This is a genomic window from Acinetobacter modestus, assembly GCF_014636095.1.
In the GTDB taxonomy this organism is placed as follows: domain Bacteria; phylum Pseudomonadota; class Gammaproteobacteria; order Pseudomonadales; family Moraxellaceae; genus Acinetobacter; species Acinetobacter modestus.
Genome location: NZ_BMDV01000004.1, coordinates 31,853 through 50,396, shown reverse-complemented (window position 1 = coordinate 50,396; position 18,544 = coordinate 31,853). Strand labels below are relative to the sequence as shown.

General features: G+C 38.7%; 20 protein-coding genes. 9 read left to right on the top strand and 11 right to left on the bottom strand.

The window, feature by feature from the left end; genetic code table 11:
- Positions 1-11 precede the first annotated feature (11 nt).
- Positions 12-989, bottom strand: a complete 978-nt coding sequence (sdsA, locus tag IEV17_RS10420; RefSeq protein ID WP_004664503.1) for an All-trans-nonaprenyl-diphosphate synthase — start codon at positions 987-989, stop codon at positions 12-14.
- 449 nt (positions 990-1,438) lie between these two features.
- On the opposite strand from sdsA, the gene rplU reads away from it, so the two are divergent.
- Positions 1,439-1,750 (top strand): 50S ribosomal protein L21, encoded by a 312-nt coding sequence (gene rplU, locus IEV17_RS10415; protein ID WP_004664501.1) that lies wholly within the window; start codon positions 1,439-1,441, stop codon positions 1,748-1,750.
- A gap of 17 nt (positions 1,751-1,767) precedes the next feature.
- Positions 1,768-2,022, top strand: a complete 255-nt coding sequence (gene rpmA / locus IEV17_RS10410; protein ID WP_004640422.1) for a 50S ribosomal protein L27 — start codon at positions 1,768-1,770, stop codon at positions 2,020-2,022.
- 77 nt (positions 2,023-2,099) lie between these two features.
- On the opposite strand, the gene IEV17_RS10405 is transcribed toward rpmA, so the two are convergent.
- Positions 2,100-2,960, bottom strand: a complete 861-nt coding sequence (locus IEV17_RS10405) for a pirin family protein (protein WP_004664498.1) — start codon at positions 2,958-2,960, stop codon at positions 2,100-2,102.
- Positions 2,961-3,257: 297 nt separating this feature from the next.
- On the opposite strand from IEV17_RS10405, the gene lolA reads away from it, so the two are divergent.
- The 6 genes from lolA (at position 3,258) to IEV17_RS10375 (ending at position 9,862) form a co-directional block, all read left to right on the top strand.
- Entirely contained in the window at positions 3,258-3,956 is a 699-nt protein-coding gene (gene lolA, locus IEV17_RS10400; RefSeq protein WP_004664497.1) for an outer membrane lipoprotein periplasmic chaperone LolA, read from the top strand.
- A gap of 188 nt (positions 3,957-4,144) precedes the next feature.
- A complete protein-coding gene (locus IEV17_RS10395) occupies positions 4,145-5,620 on the top strand; it encodes a carotenoid oxygenase family protein (protein WP_004664496.1) in 1,476 nt (491 codons plus the stop codon).
- Between the two features lie 97 nt (positions 5,621-5,717).
- Positions 5,718-6,482: an RsiV family protein gene (locus IEV17_RS10390; RefSeq protein ID WP_004664493.1), complete on the top strand. Its 765-nt coding sequence runs from the start codon at positions 5,718-5,720 to the stop codon at positions 6,480-6,482.
- A gap of 117 nt (positions 6,483-6,599) precedes the next feature.
- The gene (serS, locus tag IEV17_RS10385; RefSeq protein ID WP_004664492.1) at positions 6,600-7,871 is read left to right on the top strand and encodes a serine--tRNA ligase; all 1,272 of its coding nucleotides are present in this window, start codon (positions 6,600-6,602) and stop codon (positions 7,869-7,871) included.
- 67 nt (positions 7,872-7,938) lie between these two features.
- Positions 7,939-9,312: a siroheme synthase CysG gene (gene cysG, locus IEV17_RS10380; RefSeq protein ID WP_004664490.1), complete on the top strand. Its 1,374-nt coding sequence runs from the start codon at positions 7,939-7,941 to the stop codon at positions 9,310-9,312.
- 79 nt (positions 9,313-9,391) lie between these two features.
- A complete protein-coding gene (locus IEV17_RS10375; RefSeq protein WP_004664488.1) occupies positions 9,392-9,862 on the top strand; it encodes a tRNA (cytidine(34)-2'-O)-methyltransferase in 471 nt (156 codons plus the stop codon).
- A 9-nt stretch (positions 9,863-9,871) separates the two neighbouring features.
- Here IEV17_RS10375 and IEV17_RS10370 read toward each other — a convergent pair whose 3' ends face one another.
- Together IEV17_RS10370 and IEV17_RS10365 are read right to left on the bottom strand one after the other, a co-directional pair.
- On the bottom strand, positions 9,872-10,252 hold the full coding sequence (locus IEV17_RS10370; RefSeq protein WP_004664487.1) for a VOC family protein: 381 nt from the start codon (positions 10,250-10,252) through the stop codon (positions 9,872-9,874).
- Positions 10,253-10,276: 24 nt separating this feature from the next.
- Positions 10,277-10,651, bottom strand: a complete 375-nt coding sequence (locus IEV17_RS10365; protein ID WP_034602038.1) for a winged helix-turn-helix transcriptional regulator — start codon at positions 10,649-10,651, stop codon at positions 10,277-10,279.
- Between the two features lie 117 nt (positions 10,652-10,768).
- Between IEV17_RS10365 and IEV17_RS10360 the strand changes: the two genes are divergently transcribed.
- Positions 10,769-11,323 (top strand): flavodoxin family protein, encoded by a 555-nt coding sequence (locus IEV17_RS10360; RefSeq protein WP_004664484.1) that lies wholly within the window; start codon positions 10,769-10,771, stop codon positions 11,321-11,323.
- Between the two features lie 52 nt (positions 11,324-11,375).
- Here the strand turns inward: IEV17_RS10360 and IEV17_RS10355 are convergent, their stop codons facing one another.
- The 7 genes from IEV17_RS10355 to rpoD form a co-directional block, all read right to left on the bottom strand.
- Positions 11,376-12,779: an APC family permease gene (locus tag IEV17_RS10355; RefSeq protein ID WP_171062470.1), complete on the bottom strand. Its 1,404-nt coding sequence runs from the start codon at positions 12,777-12,779 to the stop codon at positions 11,376-11,378.
- Positions 12,780-13,032: 253 nt separating this feature from the next.
- A complete protein-coding gene (locus tag IEV17_RS10350; RefSeq protein WP_004664481.1) occupies positions 13,033-14,217 on the bottom strand; it encodes an iron-containing alcohol dehydrogenase in 1,185 nt (394 codons plus the stop codon).
- Position 14,218: 1 nt separating this feature from the next.
- A complete protein-coding gene (locus tag IEV17_RS10345; protein ID WP_004664480.1) occupies positions 14,219-14,752 on the bottom strand; it encodes a hypothetical protein in 534 nt (177 codons plus the stop codon).
- Between the two features lie 81 nt (positions 14,753-14,833).
- Positions 14,834-15,484: a lipoyl(octanoyl) transferase LipB gene (lipB, locus tag IEV17_RS10340; RefSeq protein WP_004664479.1), complete on the bottom strand. Its 651-nt coding sequence runs from the start codon at positions 15,482-15,484 to the stop codon at positions 14,834-14,836.
- Positions 15,485-15,770: 286 nt separating this feature from the next.
- The gene (locus IEV17_RS10335; protein WP_004664476.1) at positions 15,771-16,085 is read right to left on the bottom strand and encodes a DUF3144 domain-containing protein; all 315 of its coding nucleotides are present in this window, start codon (positions 16,083-16,085) and stop codon (positions 15,771-15,773) included.
- Between the two features lie 50 nt (positions 16,086-16,135).
- Entirely contained in the window at positions 16,136-16,423 is a 288-nt protein-coding gene (locus tag IEV17_RS10330; protein WP_004664473.1) for a YbeD family protein, read from the bottom strand.
- Positions 16,424-16,553: 130 nt separating this feature from the next.
- The gene (rpoD, locus tag IEV17_RS10325; RefSeq protein ID WP_004664471.1) at positions 16,554-18,437 is read right to left on the bottom strand and encodes an RNA polymerase sigma factor RpoD; all 1,884 of its coding nucleotides are present in this window, start codon (positions 18,435-18,437) and stop codon (positions 16,554-16,556) included.
- Positions 18,438-18,544 lie beyond the last annotated feature (107 nt).

Below are 18,544 nucleotides of genomic sequence, written 5' to 3'. Positions count from 1 at the left end.
CACTCATAAAATTATTGAAGTCGATGTAAGGCCATTAAGGTCAAATTAATCAGTGCTTGGCGATATCCATTATCTGGTAGCGCTTTAAGCGCTTCTAAAGCTGCATCCGTTTCTTGTTGGGCACGTTTTTGACAGTAGTCTAAGCCGCCTGAGTTGTGAACAATTTCAATGACTTTGTCCAAATGCTCGATACCACCTGTCGCGATACTGCGACGAATAATCGCATGATCATCTCCGGTTGAATGAGCTAATGCTGAAATTAACGGTAAAGTCGGTTTACCTTCCATTAAATCATCACCAATATTTTTACCTAATGTGTCGGCATCAGAGGTGTAGTCCAAAATATCATCAATAATTTGGAAGGCATTACCAAAATGACCAGCAAAACGACGCAAAGGCTCTCGATATTCTTCAGTGCCAGCTAAAATTGCTGCACCTTCTGTTGCAAGCTCAAATAAACGCGAAGTTTTACCGTGAATAATTCTGAGATAGGTTTCTTCAGTGGTATCAGGTTGATGTTGTGATTGTAGTTGAAGGACTTCCCCCTCAGCAATTTCACAGGTTCCAGTTGAAAAATCTTTCAGTAAGGTAATGTTATTGAGATCAACCAATAAGTCGAAAGCACGTGCGATTAGAAAGTCACCGACCAAAACTGCAGTTTGATTATTCCAAGTGGCATTTGCGGTTGGACGACCACGGCGTAAGTTGGATTCATCAACGACATCATCATGCACCAATGTTGCAGTGTGTAGCATTTCGATAATTGCAGCTAAATGTTGAGCATGTTCCATGTTTGCGACGCCGCAAGCACGAGCAGCAAGTAAACACATGATTGGGCGCATACGTTTACCGCCAGCTTCAACAACATGTTTACTGACAGACATAACAAGACCAACTTTAGAACTTATACCTTCATTGATCAGGTGATCCATCGCAGCAAAATCTGTCGCAACAGGGGAGAGAATGTCTTGCTTGAAATCGATAACCATATGAAGGAAAACCTCGTATAGGTGGATAATGTTGCCAAGTGTATCAATTAATTTATTGCTAAACAGTTATACAAGTCATGTAATCTGTGATTTACAACAAGACGGTGAGTTTTTTGGTCTTAATTTAGGCAAATAAAGGCAATTCTCTATAAACCGATATCACTCTACTTATGACTTGATAAAAACACAGTTTGTTATTGTCGCAATTTGTTTTTAAAAATGTATTTCAAATTTTGATCAGAATCAATCAAAACAAGCCGACATCAATCTAATTGATTTCATTAAAAAATCCAAGCAACTTATCAATATCTTTGCATTTGTGCAAAATGACTTGTTGTTTGATCAATTTTCACTTAAAATTTGTCCCCTTGTATAACCCCAGTGGCGTTCGTTTTAAGTTCGGTATATCCCTTTATCGACACGACGACACGGGCATGTTGGAGTACATTATGTACGCAGTAATCCAAAGCGGTGGTAAACAGCACCGTGTTGTTGAGGGTGAAACCCTTAAAGTAGAATTGTTGAAAGCAGAAACTGGTTCAACTATTACGTTTGATGACGTATTGATGGTTGTTAACGGTGACAGCATTCAAATCGGTGCTCCAGTAGTAGCTGGCGCAAAAGTAACTGCAGAAGTAGTTGGTCATGGTCGTCACGACAAAATCCGCATCATCAAAATGCGTCGTCGTAAACACTACCGTAAGCAACAAGGTCACCGTCAATGGTTTACCGAGTTGAAAATTACTGGTATCGCAGGCTAACTCAGGAGTAAATAGACATGGCAACTAAAAAAGCCGGTGGATCGACGAAGAACGGTCGTGATTCGAATCCTAAGATGTTAGGTGTTAAAGTTTACGGTGGTCAAACTGTAACTGCTGGTAACATCATCGTTCGTCAACGTGGTACAGAATTCCACGCTGGTGCAAATGTTGGTATGGGTCGTGACCATACTTTATTTGCTACTGCTGACGGCGTAGTAAAATTTGAAGTGAAAGGTCAATTTGGCCGTCGCTATGTAACTGTTGAAGCTTAAGCTTTAATGGTTCAAAAAAACCCGCTTTTAGCGGGTTTTTTTATTGGTCTTCATTTTGAAATGGATCATTAGTTTTACTACTTGCCAAATACACCCGTTTTTAAGTCTTCATAGGCTTGTAGAATTTCTTCATAACTATTCATTACGAAAAAACCATGCCCATTAACAGGTTCCTGTAAAGGTGGAGCAGATAGAAATAAGATGTCGCAATTTTCTAAAGCGGTGATTGAAACATCGGTCTCAAAACTAGACATCATCGCGATGGCTTGTTCCTCTAAAAGGTCTTCATCTTCAGCAAATTGCGCCTTACCGCGACGTAAATAAACTAATGTTGTATCTCCATGAGCTGCTGGCAGAATAATTTGATGTCCTTTATTTAAATGAACATCAAACACATTCATTGGACTAAATGTTTGAGCAATACCTTGAATATTTTCAAATTGCCCTGCAACAACACGGACATAACCAGCATCGTGTTCTAATAATATTTTTGGAATCGTATTATTCGATAAGCTTTGATAGCGAGGATGTGACATTTTATCTTTAGCTGGTAAATTGACCCATAATTGTACCATTTCAAAATAGCCGCCTTGCTCTCTGAATTCTGGGCTGAAATGTTCAATATGCTGTACCCCAGAGGCAGCTGTCATCCACTGCACATCACCTTGTTTAATAATTCCCCCATGCCCAATTGAATCTTGATGCTCCAATTCCCCAGCAAAAACGAAGGTCACGGTTTCAAAACCACGATGAGGGTGTTCGTGGACACCTTTTTTATTACTTTTAGGCTCTAAAATACCAGGTCCAAGATGATCTAAGAGTAAAAAAGGTGAAGTGGTATTACCTAACTCTTGATAGGAGAATACGGAAAGAGCAGGATAAAAGTCACCGATGGCAAAGCGGGTATCATTACGGTGAATAAAGGCAAGACTTTTCATTCGTTATACTTCTAAATAGAGCTTATAGTAGACTAACAAAATCTAATTTTTCGTCTAGCATATTGTTGATAAACAGTTTCTCATTTCAGACATAATCATTAAAAATGTATTCTTCTTGGATCTTTATCGCTAAGCACTTTTATTATTACAATTTCTACATAAAGGCTGTAACTTCATACATAATGCAGAACTTTGCGACACGAATTACACAAAACCAATGCTTTTCTTCATTTTTTAAATGATCAAAAACAGTAAGATGTCGTCATAACAGTAAAAATCTGATAGAAGGTTCATTTTATGAATTTCGTAAAAAAAATCGCTTATGCAACAACTTTAAGTGTAGCTACACTTGCCCCTGTTGTGAGTAGTCAGGTATTTGCTGCACCCGTGGCTGCATCGACTCAGCAGGCGACGAATAGTTTGGTTCAACAACTCTCTGGCTTACAAAGATTCACAGCAGATTTTGAACAAAGTACCAAAGTAGCTGCGAGTAATAAAGCAGTTCAGAAAAAAGGTTTAACTGCTCAACATATGAATCAGACTTTTAAAGGTTCAATGAAAGTTGAACGACCTGGAAAGTTTTATTGGGAAACCACAAGTCCTGCTAAACAAACGATTGTGACCACAGGTAAAGTAGTCTGGATTTATGATCCTGATCTTCAACAAGCTGTACGTCAAAGTTTGGATGATCAAATTGCGAATACCCCAGCGCTTTTACTGTCAGGGAATACCAATCAGATTATGCAATCTTATCGCGTAACGCAGCCTGATCGTAGTAAGCTTTATTATACTTTGTATCCAAAACAAGAGGATGGAGCATTTCAAAGTTTAACGATTAGTTTTGGTGCAAATAAGGCACCTAACTTAATGGTCTTGCAAGATTCTTTAGGTCAAACAACGAATGTTCGCTTTACTAATGTAAAAGTTAATCCAACTATTCCTGCATCAGTTTTTAATTTCACGCCACCGAAAGGTACGGATATTATTGATCAGTAAATGATGAAGGATAAGTGAAAAGCAACCTGTGGGTTGCTTTTTTTATGATAGGACGACATTAATAAAAGTTTTCTTTACAAGTTCAACAGTCTAGAGATTAATACTATCTATTCATCTTGAAGTTTATTGGATTTAAAAGATGGTTTATTTTATTCTTAGATAATAATTCAAGAATATTTTTAATAAAAATGAAAGATTTGGCTGATCAGAAAGCAATTCATAATTATCCTAAAATGACAGTGTTGAAATCGCTGAAGAATGTTGTAAAACAAAAAATAATTAGGATTATTGGTTTGTTCTTAAGACGGCATGCCTCGGGGAATGAGAAAGATATTTATCAAAAAATTGTATACCGACCTGTAAATGAAACTGAGATTTCAAACTTTAAAGTGACTGGAGAAATCCCAAAGCACTTGCATGGTTTATTACTGCGAATTGGTTCAAATCCAATTTATGTCAAAAAACCAACATTGTTTGAATGGTATCTGGGTGACGGCATGGTTCACGGGCTGAAACTACAAAATGGAGAGGCGATCTGGTTTAAAAGCAAAATGATTGCAACAGATATAGTTCAGGAAAATAAAAAACAGCAATCTATACAGGGGTATAGGAGGGGGGCTCATGATGTTATTAATACAAATATCTTTAAGCATGCTGGAAAGCTGTGGGCTGTGATTGAGGCGGGTGCTTTCCCAATCTGCTTGGACTATGAACTAAATGCGGAACGTTATCAGCTTTTTAATAGTGATGCGGATCTGCCGTTTACCGCACATCCTCGTAAGGATCAGAAAACGGAGCACTTACATGCGATTTGTTACGATGCTCTTGATCGTAAAAATGCCTATTACCAAGTGATTGATGGGAAGGGGGAGTTGATTCATGTGACCCAAATTTTTTTACAACATGGTCCTATGATTCATGATTGTCTCATTACACAGCAGGATGTGATTGTTTTTGATTTTCCTCTCACATTTTCCCTCACTCGGTTATTTACAGGCAAGAGCGTGCCTTATCAATGGAATGAACAACATCAAGCCCGTATTGGTATTTTAGCGAAGTATGGAGAAGCTGAGAGTATCCGCTGGATCAATGTTGCTCCTTGTTTTATTTTCCATGCCGCGAATGCATTTCGAGATGATAAAAGCCAAATTATATTGGATGTTTTAGTACATAAAAACGATTTTGAACATTCTCAACATGCAGCCTATGAGGATCAACATGCGATATTGGAACGTTGGATAATTGATTCGAATTTAAAGAGTATTAGTAGAATTATTGTGGATACTGATATTCAGGAATTTCCAAAAATTGATGAGCGTTATACGGGGAATTCCTACCGTTATTTATATACTTTGGGTTTTCCACAAGATGGCTTATTCAATGTTTTGAAAATCCATGATTTGGTTTTAGAAACCAACCGCACTTATGATTTTGGTCAGCAATGGGTCATGGGTGAGGTAACATTCGTACCTGAGCATGCGCAAAGTGCTGAGGGACAAGGTTATTTAATGACGTATTTACACCATATACACAGTGAAGCTTCAAAAGTGGCAATACTTAAAGTGAAAGGTGTAGAGATGAGTGTTCAAGCTGAAATAGAATTGGGAGTCCGTGTGCCGTTAGGTTTTCACTGTAACTGGATTAGTTTTGAAAAAGAGGAATAAGTTTCATAATGGATGACTGGCTAAAAATGTAGATACATTTCTTAATTTTATCTGTAGGCAAGGCTTTGTATAGTTAAGAAAAACATCAGAGACTTGTATGACGATGAACTTTACACAATTATCAAAAATTATTCCGCTTCTTCCTATCCTGACAGTTATTGCATTAACAGGTTGCCAACCTAAAAAAGATACAACTAATGAAAAGGACAAAGTTGATATTCCACTCATTCAAGCGAAAGTTATTGCAGTCAAAATACCCAAACAAAAAGTCTGCTTAGAAGATGGTTGTACCAAGTATGATTTACAAAACGTTGAAACCAATCAAAAATGGATTGATGAATATTTTCTCAATCGTATGAAAAAAGCTGAGCCGAATGCATTTTCGAACTTAGCTGATCAACAGGTAAAAGTCCCTGCTGGTGAACCATTACTAAGTGAAAGTAGTACCTATGTACGTTTTGTAGGGCAAAATTATAATTTGGCGACTTTCGCAATTCAGACTTACTCATATTCAGCTGGTGCTGCGCATGGTATGTCACATCAAGAATTTGTGAATTTTGATTTGTCGAATAAGAAACATATTACTGTTGCTGAGTTGTTGAAACCCGAAATGAATCAAAAACTTCGTGATGAGTTATATGCAGCTAATCAAAACTGGTTAGATGATCACCAAATTAAGAAAGATCAATTGCAAGTCAGTGATAATTTTTATTATGGAGTAAATGGTATTGTATTTGTTTATCCTCTATATGAGTTGGCTTCATATGCAGAAGGGATGAGCGAATTAACTTTACCGTATTATTCAGCCAAAAAATTTATCAAGGCTGAATATTTACCAAGCTTACCTAAAGAGCCAAATTAGTTGTTAGTCAGCATCTAAACATTGTTTATAGATGCTGATAGTTTATTGCCAATCGCTGTATTTTTTTAGGTTAAAGCCTTACACTATAGCCAGTTTTTTCTCTATTCATGATTGATTATGATCGACCCAAAATTACTCAGAAATAATATTGAAGCAGTGAATGCTGCTTTAGCAAAACGTGGTATTCAGCTTAATGTACAAGAATGGGCTGACTTAGAAGTTCGCCGTAAAGATTTACAATCCAAAGCTGAAAATTTACAGGCTGAACGTAACGCTGGTGCAAAACAAGTTGGTCAAATCAAAAAGTCGGGCGGAGATGCATCTGAAATTATGGCACGTATGGCTGCCATTGGAGATGAAATCAAAGCGGCTGAAGTTGCGCTTGCTGAGTTGCAAACTGAACTAGAGCAAAAATCACTGGCGATTCCAAACTTACCTGATGAATCTGTTCCAGAAGGTAAAGATGAAAGTGATAACTTAGAAATCTTAAAGTGGGGCACACCACGCCAATTTGATTTTGAGATCAAAGATCATACTGATCTTGGTGAGTGGATGGGTGGGCTTGAGTTTGAAACAGCAACCAAATTAACAGGTTCACGTTTTAGCGTACTCAAAGGTCCTTTGGCGCGTCTACAACGCGCTTTGACGCAGTTTATGTTAGATACGCATACGCTCAAAAATGGTTATACCGAAGCGTATGTACCCTATTTAGTCAATGCAGATAGTTTACGTGGTACAGGTCAGCTACCTAAATTTGAAGAAGACTTATTCAAGTTGCAAGGTGAAAAAGAATATTACCTGATCCCGACCGCAGAAGTGCCAGTAACAAACTTTGTGCGTGATGAAATCTTAGATGCCGATCGTTTGCCACTTAAATACGCAGCACATACACCATGTTTCCGTAGCGAAGCAGGTTCTTATGGTCGTGATACCCGTGGTTTGATTCGTCAACATCAGTTCGATAAGGTCGAAATGGTGCAAATTTCTAAACCTGAGCACTCAATGCAGGCGCTTGAAGACCTAACTGCACATGCAGAGGGCATTTTGCAGGCATTAGGCTTACCATATCGTAAAATTTTGCTCTGTGGTGGTGATATGGGTTTTGGTGCAACCAAAACTTATGACTTAGAAGTATGGGTGCCAAGTCAAAATACCTATCGTGAAATCTCAAGTTGCTCAAACATGGGTGATTTCCAAGCACGACGTATGAAAGCACGCTACCGCGTAGATCAGAAGAAGATCGAATTGGTGCATACGTTGAATGGTTCAGGTTTAGCTGTAGGTCGTACTTTGCTTGCAGTGATGGAAAACTATCAACGTGCTGATGGTTCAATCGAAATTCCTGAAGTTTTACGTCCATATATGGGCGGTATTAGTTATATCGACTAAAATGCATCGAATTTGTGCATAGTTTTTGCTTGGGCTCAATCAGATCTAAAAAATATAGAGGCGTATCGTGGAAATTTTCCCAATCTCTTTAAAGTTGCAGCAGCAACGTTGTCTGATTGTGGGTGGTGGGCATATTGCCTACCGCAAAGCAAACTTATTAGTCAAAGCTGGTGCGATTATTGATGTGATTGCACCAGAGATTGAGCCTGATTTGCAACAATTAGTTGAGAAGTCACTGGGTCAATATATCCAAGCCCCTTTTTCTGTAAATATTTTAGTAACGCCTTATCGCCTAGTAATTGCAGCGACAGATCAGCCTGATGTGAATAAAGCTGTCTTTGAGCAATGTGAGATACGTAATCTTCTCGTCAATAGCGTGGATGATATTCCAAATTGTCGTTTTATGGTGCCTGCAATTATTGATCGGTCACCACTCGTTATTTCTGTGGCTTCAAATGGAGCTTCACCTGTTTTATCACGTCAAATTCGTACACAGTTAGAAAGTTCTATTCCACATGGTATGGGTAAATTAGCTGAGTTTTCTGGTCAATGGCGTAAACAGGTTAAAGAAAAAATTGCGAATCCAGATGAGCGTCGTATTTTTTGGGAAAACTTATATGCAAGCCCACTAAAAGAACAAGTCTTTAATGACAATCTTGAGGTGGCAAATAATTTAATTGAACAAGCCTTAACAGAATGGACTGCACCGAAAGGTGAAGTCTATTTAGTGGGTGCGGGTCCCGGTGATCCAGAGTTGCTGACTTTAAAAGCATTACGCTTGATGCAACAAGCTGATGTGGTAATTTATGATCGTTTGGTTTCTGCACCGATCTTAGAGTTGTGCCGCCGCGATGCTGAAAAAATTTATGTCGGTAAAGCACGTTCTAATCATTCAGTCCCACAAGATGGCATTAATGCTTTGTTGGTTGAATATGCGCAAAAGGGTAAGCGTGTTTGCCGCTTAAAAGGTGGTGATCCATTTATTTTTGGGCGTGGTGGCGAAGAGATTCAAGAATTAGTTGAAGCTGATGTTACGTTTCAAGTTGTGCCAGGTATTACAGCGGCGTCAGGATGCTCTGCTTATGCAGGTATTCCACTCACGCATCGTGATTATGCGCAAAGTGTACGTTTTTTAACAGGACACCTTAAAGAAGGATCACCAGAACTTCCTTGGAGTGAGCTAGTGTATGAAAACCAAACTTTGGTGTTATACATGGGCTTAGTTGGTTTAGAACGCATTTGTGAGCAATTGATTGCTCACGGCCAGCGTCCAAATATGCCAGTTGCACTTATTTCCAAAGGTACTACTCCAGATCAAAATGTGGTTGTTGGAACTTTAGCTGATATAGCGACCAAAGTATCTGAGCATCATATCGTAGCGCCGACTTTAACCATTATTGGTGAAGTGGTCAGTCTGCGTGAACAGTTAAAATGGCAATAAAATTTCCTTTATGGCGTTGTCGTCATTCCAGATCTATTTAATAAATAGATCTGGAGAATTTGAATAGTAGAGAAAATTTGTGATTCATGTTGTCCTATACGAACCAGAAATACCTGCAAACACAGGTAATATTATTCGTTTGTGTGCCAATACAGGTGCTCAATTGCATTTAGTGAGACCTTTAGGTTTTGAACTAGACGATAAGAAATTGAAGCGAGCAGGTTTGGATTACCACGAATGGGCAAGAATGCAAATTTGGGACAATATCGAGCTCTGTCTTGCCGATTTAAAAACCAAAGGTGTTGAGCATGTTTTTCCACTGACCACTAAAGGTACAGCGACACCGCATACTGTCGATCTTAATCGTCCAGTTGCTTTGTTAATGGGACCTGAAACTCGTGGTTTACCTGAACAAGTGCGTTTAATGTTCCCACAAGAGCAGTGGATTCGTTTGCCAATGGCTGAAAACTCAAGAAGCTTAAACCTCTCTAACGCAACTGCAGTTATTGTCTATGAAGCGTGGCGGCAACAGGGTTTTAAACAACTTTAGTTCCTTGGGTTAGAGATCACCATACGGGCTCGCAATAACCAAGGTATAACCATTCAGATCTTTAAACCAAATCTCTCGATGGTGTGCGTTAGGGTTGTATTTCGGTCCTTCTAAAATTTCGATTTGATGAGTTTGTAATTTTTGAACAATCTCATCAAATCGATTGCTTTCAAACCACAATAAAACCCCATTTCCAATCAGCCGTTTGGGGTCACCGATATGTGAGTGGTTATGAGCTTGCCATTGGTGCAGTTGTAACACCATATGCTGCTCAAATAACAATTGTTCATATTCTCTGCCACCATGCCCGCTTTCTAAACCAAGTATTGTTTGATACCACTGACTGGTTTTTTCGACATCAGCTACCGCAATTAAAGGCTGTGGATACATACACACCTCACTGAATGATTAGAATTATTGTTCTTGTATTGCATCAAAACGTTGCTGTGCATAAATGACTTGTTCAATATTACTCTCTGCCCAGTCTTTTAATTGATATGCCATTTTTGCGACTTCTAAGCCGAGTGGGGTTAATGAGTAATCAACACGAATGGGTGCAGTATCTTGTACTTGTCTTGCAATAAATCCATCTCGTTCTAACATTTTTAATTTTTGTGAAAGCACTTTTGGGGAAATACCCTGAATACTTTTTTTGAGTAAATTAAAATGCTGAGTTTCTCTTGCAAGTATATTGATGATCAACAAAACCCATTTATCTGCAATTTTTTCAAAAAATAATCGAGCAGGGCAATGTTGTTGATAAATATTATATTTTAATGCTTGATTCATATTTAAACCCTTCTTTTTCTCCATTGAATGTCCCTAGTTACCGATTGGTAACTAATTGACACCTAGTTTCTAAAATATATCATTAAATCGAACTTTTTAAAAATTTTGGATAATCTCATGACAAAAATTGCAGTTGTTTATTTCTCTGGTTATGGTCACACCAAAGTAATTGCACAAACTTTTGCACAACCGATTGATGCTACATTGATCGAAATCGATCAGAACGGTGAAATTACAGAGCAAGATTGGCAAACCTTAAATGATGCCCAAGCGATTGTATTTGGCGCGCCAACATATATGGGAACAGCACCTTGGCAATTTAAGAAATTTGCTGATGCTTCCTCAAAAGTATGGTTCACGCGGGGTTGGCAAGATAAAGTTTTTGCAGGCTTTACAAACAGTGCGAGTTTAAATGGTGATAAACAAGTGACGTTGATTCAATTACAAACCTTAGCTTCTCAGCATGGTGGTATTTGGGTGAGTTTAGGTTTACTTCCAGCCAATACCAAAGCTGCTAAACGCGAAGATGTGAATAATTTAGGCGGTTCTGTTGGTTTACTGGTTCAATCACCTTCTGATGCGAGTGTAGATGAGATTCCTACAGGGGACTTAGAAACAGCGAAGCTGTATGCTGAACGTGTTAAATCAATTGTTGAAAAACTGCATAGCTAAGTTTTGAGTTAATAAAAAGGCGCATTTAGCGCCTTTTTAAATTTAGATGATTTTATTCGTGTTCATTGTGTTGAGGTGCATTATATTTAAAGCCTTTGGTTTTATAGCCTAAATATAAAACACCAAACATTGCCCACCATAAACCGTATTTTAATGCTGTATCTTCAATTTCCAGCCACATAGCGAAGACACTGAGGAAGCCACAAAGAGGAATGATGACAAAGTTTAAAATATCTTTGAAATTCTTGGTGCGACCATCACGTAATGCATAGCGAGAAATTACTGAGAGATTCACAAAAGTAAATGCAATCAAAGCACCAAAGCTGATCATTGAAATCACAACATCCAAACTCATAAAACCAGCGCTTAATGCGACCAATCCTACAATGATAATATTATAAGATGGGGTATATGTTTTATGACTAATATGGCCGAAGATTTTCTTGTTGATGACACCATCACGACCCATTACATACATTAAACGAGATACGCCAGCATGAGCTGAAATACCAGATGCCATGACAGTCACAATTGCAAACGCTAAAACGTAAGACTGGAACAGCGAACCACCCACCAATAATAAAATATCTGGCTGCGTTGCTGCGACATCTTGGAAGTAACTTTTTGGATCATTTGGAAAGTAAATTTGCATAAAGTAGGTGCTAATAATAAAAATTACACCTGCGAATAATGCAGTCAAGAAAATCGCTTTTGGTAAGGTCTTTTCAGTATCTTTAGTTTCTTCTGCTAGAGAGCTTAGTGAGTCAAAACCTGTAAATGAAAAGCACAGTAAAGTCGCACCTGTAATTAACGCACCAATAGAAGTTAGCTCATTCCAGAACGGTTGTAAGCTCCAAAGTTGATAGCGTGTTTCTGCAGTAATCGGACCTTCTGCGTTATATCCCATTTGTAGTTTGTTATAAACTAAATAGGTGAATACACCGATGACGATCAGTTGAACTAAAACAATCAAGCTATTAAAGTTTGCAACAAAACGAGCACCACGTAAATTAACACCAGTCATAAAGGCTGTTAATACAATCACCCAAACCCAATGATTTACATTTGGAAATAAGGCATCCAGATAGATTCCCGCCAAGATGATATTGACCATCGGTGATAGTAAATAATCGAGCCAAGAAGACCACCCCACCATAAAGCCAACATTTGGATGGATTGATTTTTGAGCGTAAGTATAAGCCGATCCAGAAGATGGATAACGGCGAATCATGTGCCCATAGCTTAGCGATGTAAACAAAATCGCAATCAATGCCACAATGTAAGAGGTAGGAACATGGTGATGACTTTCTTCTGATACCAGACCGAAAGTGTCAAACAAGGTCATCGGTTGAATATAAGCCAAACCAATAATGATAATGTGCCAGAGACCTAGCGTTTTTTGCAGTTTAGCTACCGATGGAGTCCCAGAAATATTTGTCAACGGCGTTATCCTCATAATCGTTGATCAAAGATCAGCTATGGTTTTAAGGGCCATTTGAGACAAAAATGACCCCCGCTACAAAATAAAGAAGTGCGCCAATTTATCGTAATTTATTATAAATTGTCAGTACTTTTATGCTTCTTTTAGCAATTTTTTTGCCAATTCGCCAAAGAAATAGATGAATAAAGATTCACTTAAAATAGCAAAGCCCCGATAACGAGATTATATCGGGGCTTTGAAAGTTAAATTGTTTATTTAACTTAATGAATTACCAAGCTTTTTGCAAAATTGCACGAAGATCTTCTAAATTTGCTTCTTTTGGATTGTAAATGATTGAACCATCATTTAGCGCTTTTTCAGCAACTTCGTCTAACTGCGCTTCTGTCACTTTACCCGTTTCACGTAAAGTACGTGGAAGTTTAGTAAGTGTGAATAAACGATCACGCATGGTTAAAATAGTTGCAATGGCTTTTTCTGCTCGCAGATTGGCAGGCGTCTGTGCATAAATATCTGCACCTGCAAGTGGAAGCAATAATTCACCAATCTTAGCACCATTGACTTCTTTGTTGTATTCAAGCACGTATGGCAAGAATAAGTTCATGCAAAGACCATGGGGCAGGTGAGCAACTGCACCTAAGGCGTGACCAAGTGAGTGTACTAAACCTACCATTGAATTAGAGAATGCGATTCCCGCCATAGTTGATGCTTGAGCAAGCTCTAAACGACCTTGTGCATCACTTGGGTTGTCTAAAACTTTGAATAAGTTTTCACTAATTTTCTTGATACCAGCACTTGCATAAGCATCGCTTAAAGGATTCGCTGCTAAGCAGGTATAAGCTTCAACACAGTGAGTTAGTGCATCCATACCTGTCATTGCAGTTAGGTGTGGTGGCAATGTTTGTGTCATGCGCGGATCAAGAATTGCAGCATGTGGCATCAAGTAATAAGAAGCAAATGCAAGTTTGACATTTTTTTGCGTATCAGAAACGACAGCAACCATAGTTGCTTCAGAACCTGTACCAGACGTTGTTGGAATGACGAAGAATGGTTTTAATGGTTTTGGTAGGTTATGTGCACCTGAGTATTGCAATAAATCATCGCCACCTTCTGAAACTAAAATATTAGTTGCTTTCGATGTATCAATAACTGAACCACCACCAATCGCAATAATGGCATCACATTTTTTTTCACGATACAGTTGTGCTGCTGCACGTACTACTTCCAAGCTTGAATCGGGTGGAACGTCATCAAAAATTGCACCAATTACAGCATCTGTTGTGCTAAAAGCAGCTTCAATTGGGCTGAGAAGACCATTTGCACGTACGCCTTTATCGGTAATGATCATTGGACGTTTTGCGCCTAGAGTCGCAAGTTCAAAAGGGATGTGCTCTAACGCAGCGTTACCAGCAATTACTTTTACAGGACAAAAAAATTCGTAATAAGGCTTAGCCATGTTATGCGCTCCGTTTGAAATATGATTGTGCGACTTTGAGGTAGATATTTTTTGCGCCAGTGAATTTTTCTTTGAATGTTAATTCAGCTGGATAACGTTTCACAGCAAGTGATGCAATCAATTTAGGTAGAATTAACGCTTCCATTTTATTTAAACAACGAACTAATCGAATGGCACTTGAAACATCACCATCAGCGATCATACGGTCGTTAGCAAATGCTTGAGCAGTACTTTCTTGGAAAGAAAATACAAGGAAAGCATGTGTTAAATGTTTAAAAGTAATTGTTAAATCTGGTTTGCCTTTATAATTAGGTAAAAGCTCCAATTGTTTTTCTTCGGTCACTCGTGCAATAAATGCAGGACCATTTGGGAAAACATTCATTGAAAGTATAAAGCCAACTGGAAATTTAGAGACTTCCTGTTGTACTTCGTCATCCACTTGGCTTGCCATTACTAAACCACGACCGACGACATCCATCATGAGTTTTACGTAGGCAAATTGCAAAGTGGGCTTCACTGCTTTGGTCGAAATCACTCGCGTATCCCTTGTTAAAATTATGCAAAAGCAAATTTAGAGTAATTACTCTAATTTATTTCTTTGGAATTTAAAAGTAGTTTATTCAGATTTGACTACAAGGTCATGAAAGAAATTCGTATTTTGTAAATAGCTAATAAAATCATGACAAAGTTGCTCAAAGCTTGGGTAATCTTCAAGCAAGTCTTGCAAGCGTACCATTTCTAAACCTGCGTATCCACAAGGATTAATAGTTTGAAAGCCTGTTAAATCACAATCAATATTTAAGGCCAAACCGTGGTAACTACGACCACGGCGAATTTTAAAACCTAAAGATCCGATTTTACGACCATCAACATAGACACCTGGTGCATCAGGCTTAGCGTAAGCCTCAATATTGTATTGTTTCAGCAACTCAATCATGGCTTGTTCAGCAAAGCTGACTAGAGTTCGGACATGCCATTTCAAACGGTTTAAATCTAATAGGAAATAAGCAACGAGTTGGCCCTTACCATGCCAAGTGACTTGTCCCCCGCGATCAGTATGGACAACTGGAAGGCTGCTGTGCGTAAGGATATGTTCAGCTTTACCAGCTTGCCCTTGTGTCAAAACATCTTGATGTTGTAATAACCAAACTTCATCGGGTGTGGTTTCATCACGATTGGTTGTGAAGTCTTTCATTGCTTCAAAACGAGTTGTGTAGTCTTGTAAATTATTGAAACAACGAACGATTAAGGAGGGTTTAGAATTCATTTTTAACACCTTGCTTTACATGCTCAAGTATTTCTGTACAGTTTGATTCGTATCCAGCAAGAGGGAGTTCGTTAATAAATTTAGCCCATTTTATAAATATTATTGGATCGGCTGAATTTGCTATTTTTATAGAATTTTCACCTAAGATAGATAGCGTTTCGCTGTAACATAAATTTTGATGAACGTATGTACTGAAAGAACCTGCATAAAAGCAAGCAAAACTCCAAATGAGGGCTAAGCAGATAAAAGGTATACGTTTAAAAAATTTCATATCATTTAATATTGTTTATTGGTGGTTGGTTATCTCTGATTCTGGAGGAATAAACATATATTCTTCAAAATTTTCAATATAATCATCAAGATTTTCTTCAAGCATTTTTCTATATTCGGTTAGGAAATATTCTATTGTTTCTTCTTTAGCATTCGCTAATTCTTCACCAGTATTCCATCCTGTTGTGCTCACCCAAGCATTAAAGCGTGATGTTGCGTAAAGCATGGAAGCGCTGACTTTTCCTCGTCCGATTACTTCCGTTATCTGCTGATTAGACAATTGAATATGCTGATCAGCTCGTTCATAGAATTCATCATCAATGTTTTGCATTATTATTCTCACAAAAAATCCAAAACACTTTCGTATTTTGGATTTCTTATTTAAAGCGCTGTCTTAATTAAAGGACAGGCTGCAAGATCAGCATATAGCGCATGAACTTGTTCTAATTCTTCGAAGCGTAATTGTGCAGTCAAAGAATGGTATTTACCTGTACGTGAAGGTTGTACTTTTACTGTACCACCATCGAATTCAGGGAAGTGCTTCTGCAAAATATCAACAACAGCCACTCGAAGTTCATCCCCTGCATTACCAATCAATTTGATTGGATAGTCCATCGGGAAAACCCAAAGATGTTCTTGCAATTCACGAGAAGGAGTGCGGTCTAACATGAGCAACCTCTTTAATTTGAAACGCCTGCATCAGTGCAGGCGCTTATGATCTAATAACTAGATGGGGATGAAATGTTTAATTTCAAGTCTCGATTAAGGGCTTACGCCATCACTCAAAACCTCCCATTAATTAGTCATTTTCCAAGAATGAACGTAAGTGTTCAGAGCGAGAAGGGTGGCGAAGTTTACGTAACGCTTTCGCTTCAATCTGACGGATACGTTCACGTGTTACGTCAAACTGTTTACCCACTTCTTCTAAAGTATGGTCGGTTGGCATATCGATACCAAAACGCATTTTTAATACTTTAGCTTCACGTTCTGTTAAGTTTTCAAGCACTTCACGTGTCGCTTCTTTTAAACCTTCTGAGGTCGCAGCATCGACTGGAGATGTGATGTTTGAGTCCTCAATGAAGTCACCAAGATGCGAATCTTCATCATCACCGATCGGTGTTTCCATCGAAATCGGTTCTTTTGCGATTTTAAGTACTTTACGAACTTTAACCTCGTCCATTTCAAGACGTTCACCTAACTCTTCAGGTGTCGGTTCACGTCCCATTTCTTGAAGAAGTTGACGTGATACACGATTGATTTTGTTAATCGTTTCAATCATGTGGACTGGAATACGAATAGTACGCGCTTGATCGGCAATCGAACGTGTAATCGCCTGACGAATCCACCAAGTTGCATACGTCGAGAATTTATAACCACGACGATATTCAAACTTGTCTACAGCCTTCATCAAACCAATGTTACCTTCTTGAATCAAATCAAGGAACTGTAAGCCACGGTTCGTATATTTTTTCGCAATCGAAATAACCAAACGTAAGTTTGCTTCAACCATTTCTTTCTTGGCACGACGTGCTTTCGCTTCACCAACTGCCATACGTTTAGAGATATCTTTGATATCTTTTACGTTCAAACCAAGGTCTTTCTCAATATCAGCAATCTTCTGTTGGAATGCCAATACGTCAGGACGCACTTTTTCTAAATGTGCTTTGGTTTCAGCAGGGGCTTTCGCGATTTGTTCATCTAACCAAGCTGGATTTGACTCTTGTTCAGGGAACGTTGTACGGAATTGATTACGATCCATACGACCACGACGTACTGCATAACGCATGATTTCACGTTCATTGGTACGAATTTGTTCATGTGTCCCACGAATCATTTCTGAAATGATGTCAAATAAACGTGGTGTGAATTTGAACATCATAAAGACTGCAGCTAAAGCTTCTAGTGCAGCTTTTGCTTCGTCACTATTACGACCATGTTTTGCTACAATTGCTTTTGTATCATTCCAAGCAGCTTCTAGTTCAGAAAAACGAACTTTGGCGATTTCAGGATCAGGTCCAGATTCACCTTCGGAATCATCATCACCTTCAGATTCTTCGTCTTCGTCATCATCATCAAGTTTTACATCTTTTGTCGCAGGTGAAGCGCTTTCAGCTTCTTCAAGTTCTGCTTCTTCTTCCAGTACTTCTGGAATGTCATCATCAGTTTCTGGGTCTAAGTAGCCAGAAAGAATATCGGCAAGACGACGCTCACCTGTTAAAAAGTCATTATATTCTTGTAAAACGACTTCAACAGCATTTGGCCAATAAGCAATTGAATGTAAAACGTCACGAATACCTTCTTCGATACGTTTTGCAATGCTAATTTCGCCTTCACGTGTTAAAAGTTCAACTGTCCCCATTTCACGCATGTACATACGTACAGGGTCAGTGGTACGACCAGGCTCACTTTCAACCGATGCTAATACGGCAGCAGCTTCTTCTTCAGCGACTTCGTCCGCAGCTTCAGTAGATTCACCAAACATGGTGTCATCAGTTTCTGGTGCACGTTCATGCACTGGAATACCAACGTCTTGAAGCATCTGAATGATGTCTTCAATCTGCTCACTTTCCGTAATTGAGTCTGGTAGATGATCGTTAACCTCAGCGTAAGTTAAGTAACCTTGTTCTTTGCCTCGGCTAATCAGAGCCGCTACTTGCGAAGTAGGGGAATTCATATCGCTCATCTTTGCTTACTCTTTTGTTGAATCTGTGGCGGTGAAAAACCGTGCATGATAGCACAATTCACGAGGAATGTTTTGGATTTGATCCGCTAGCTTTAAATAAAAAATAG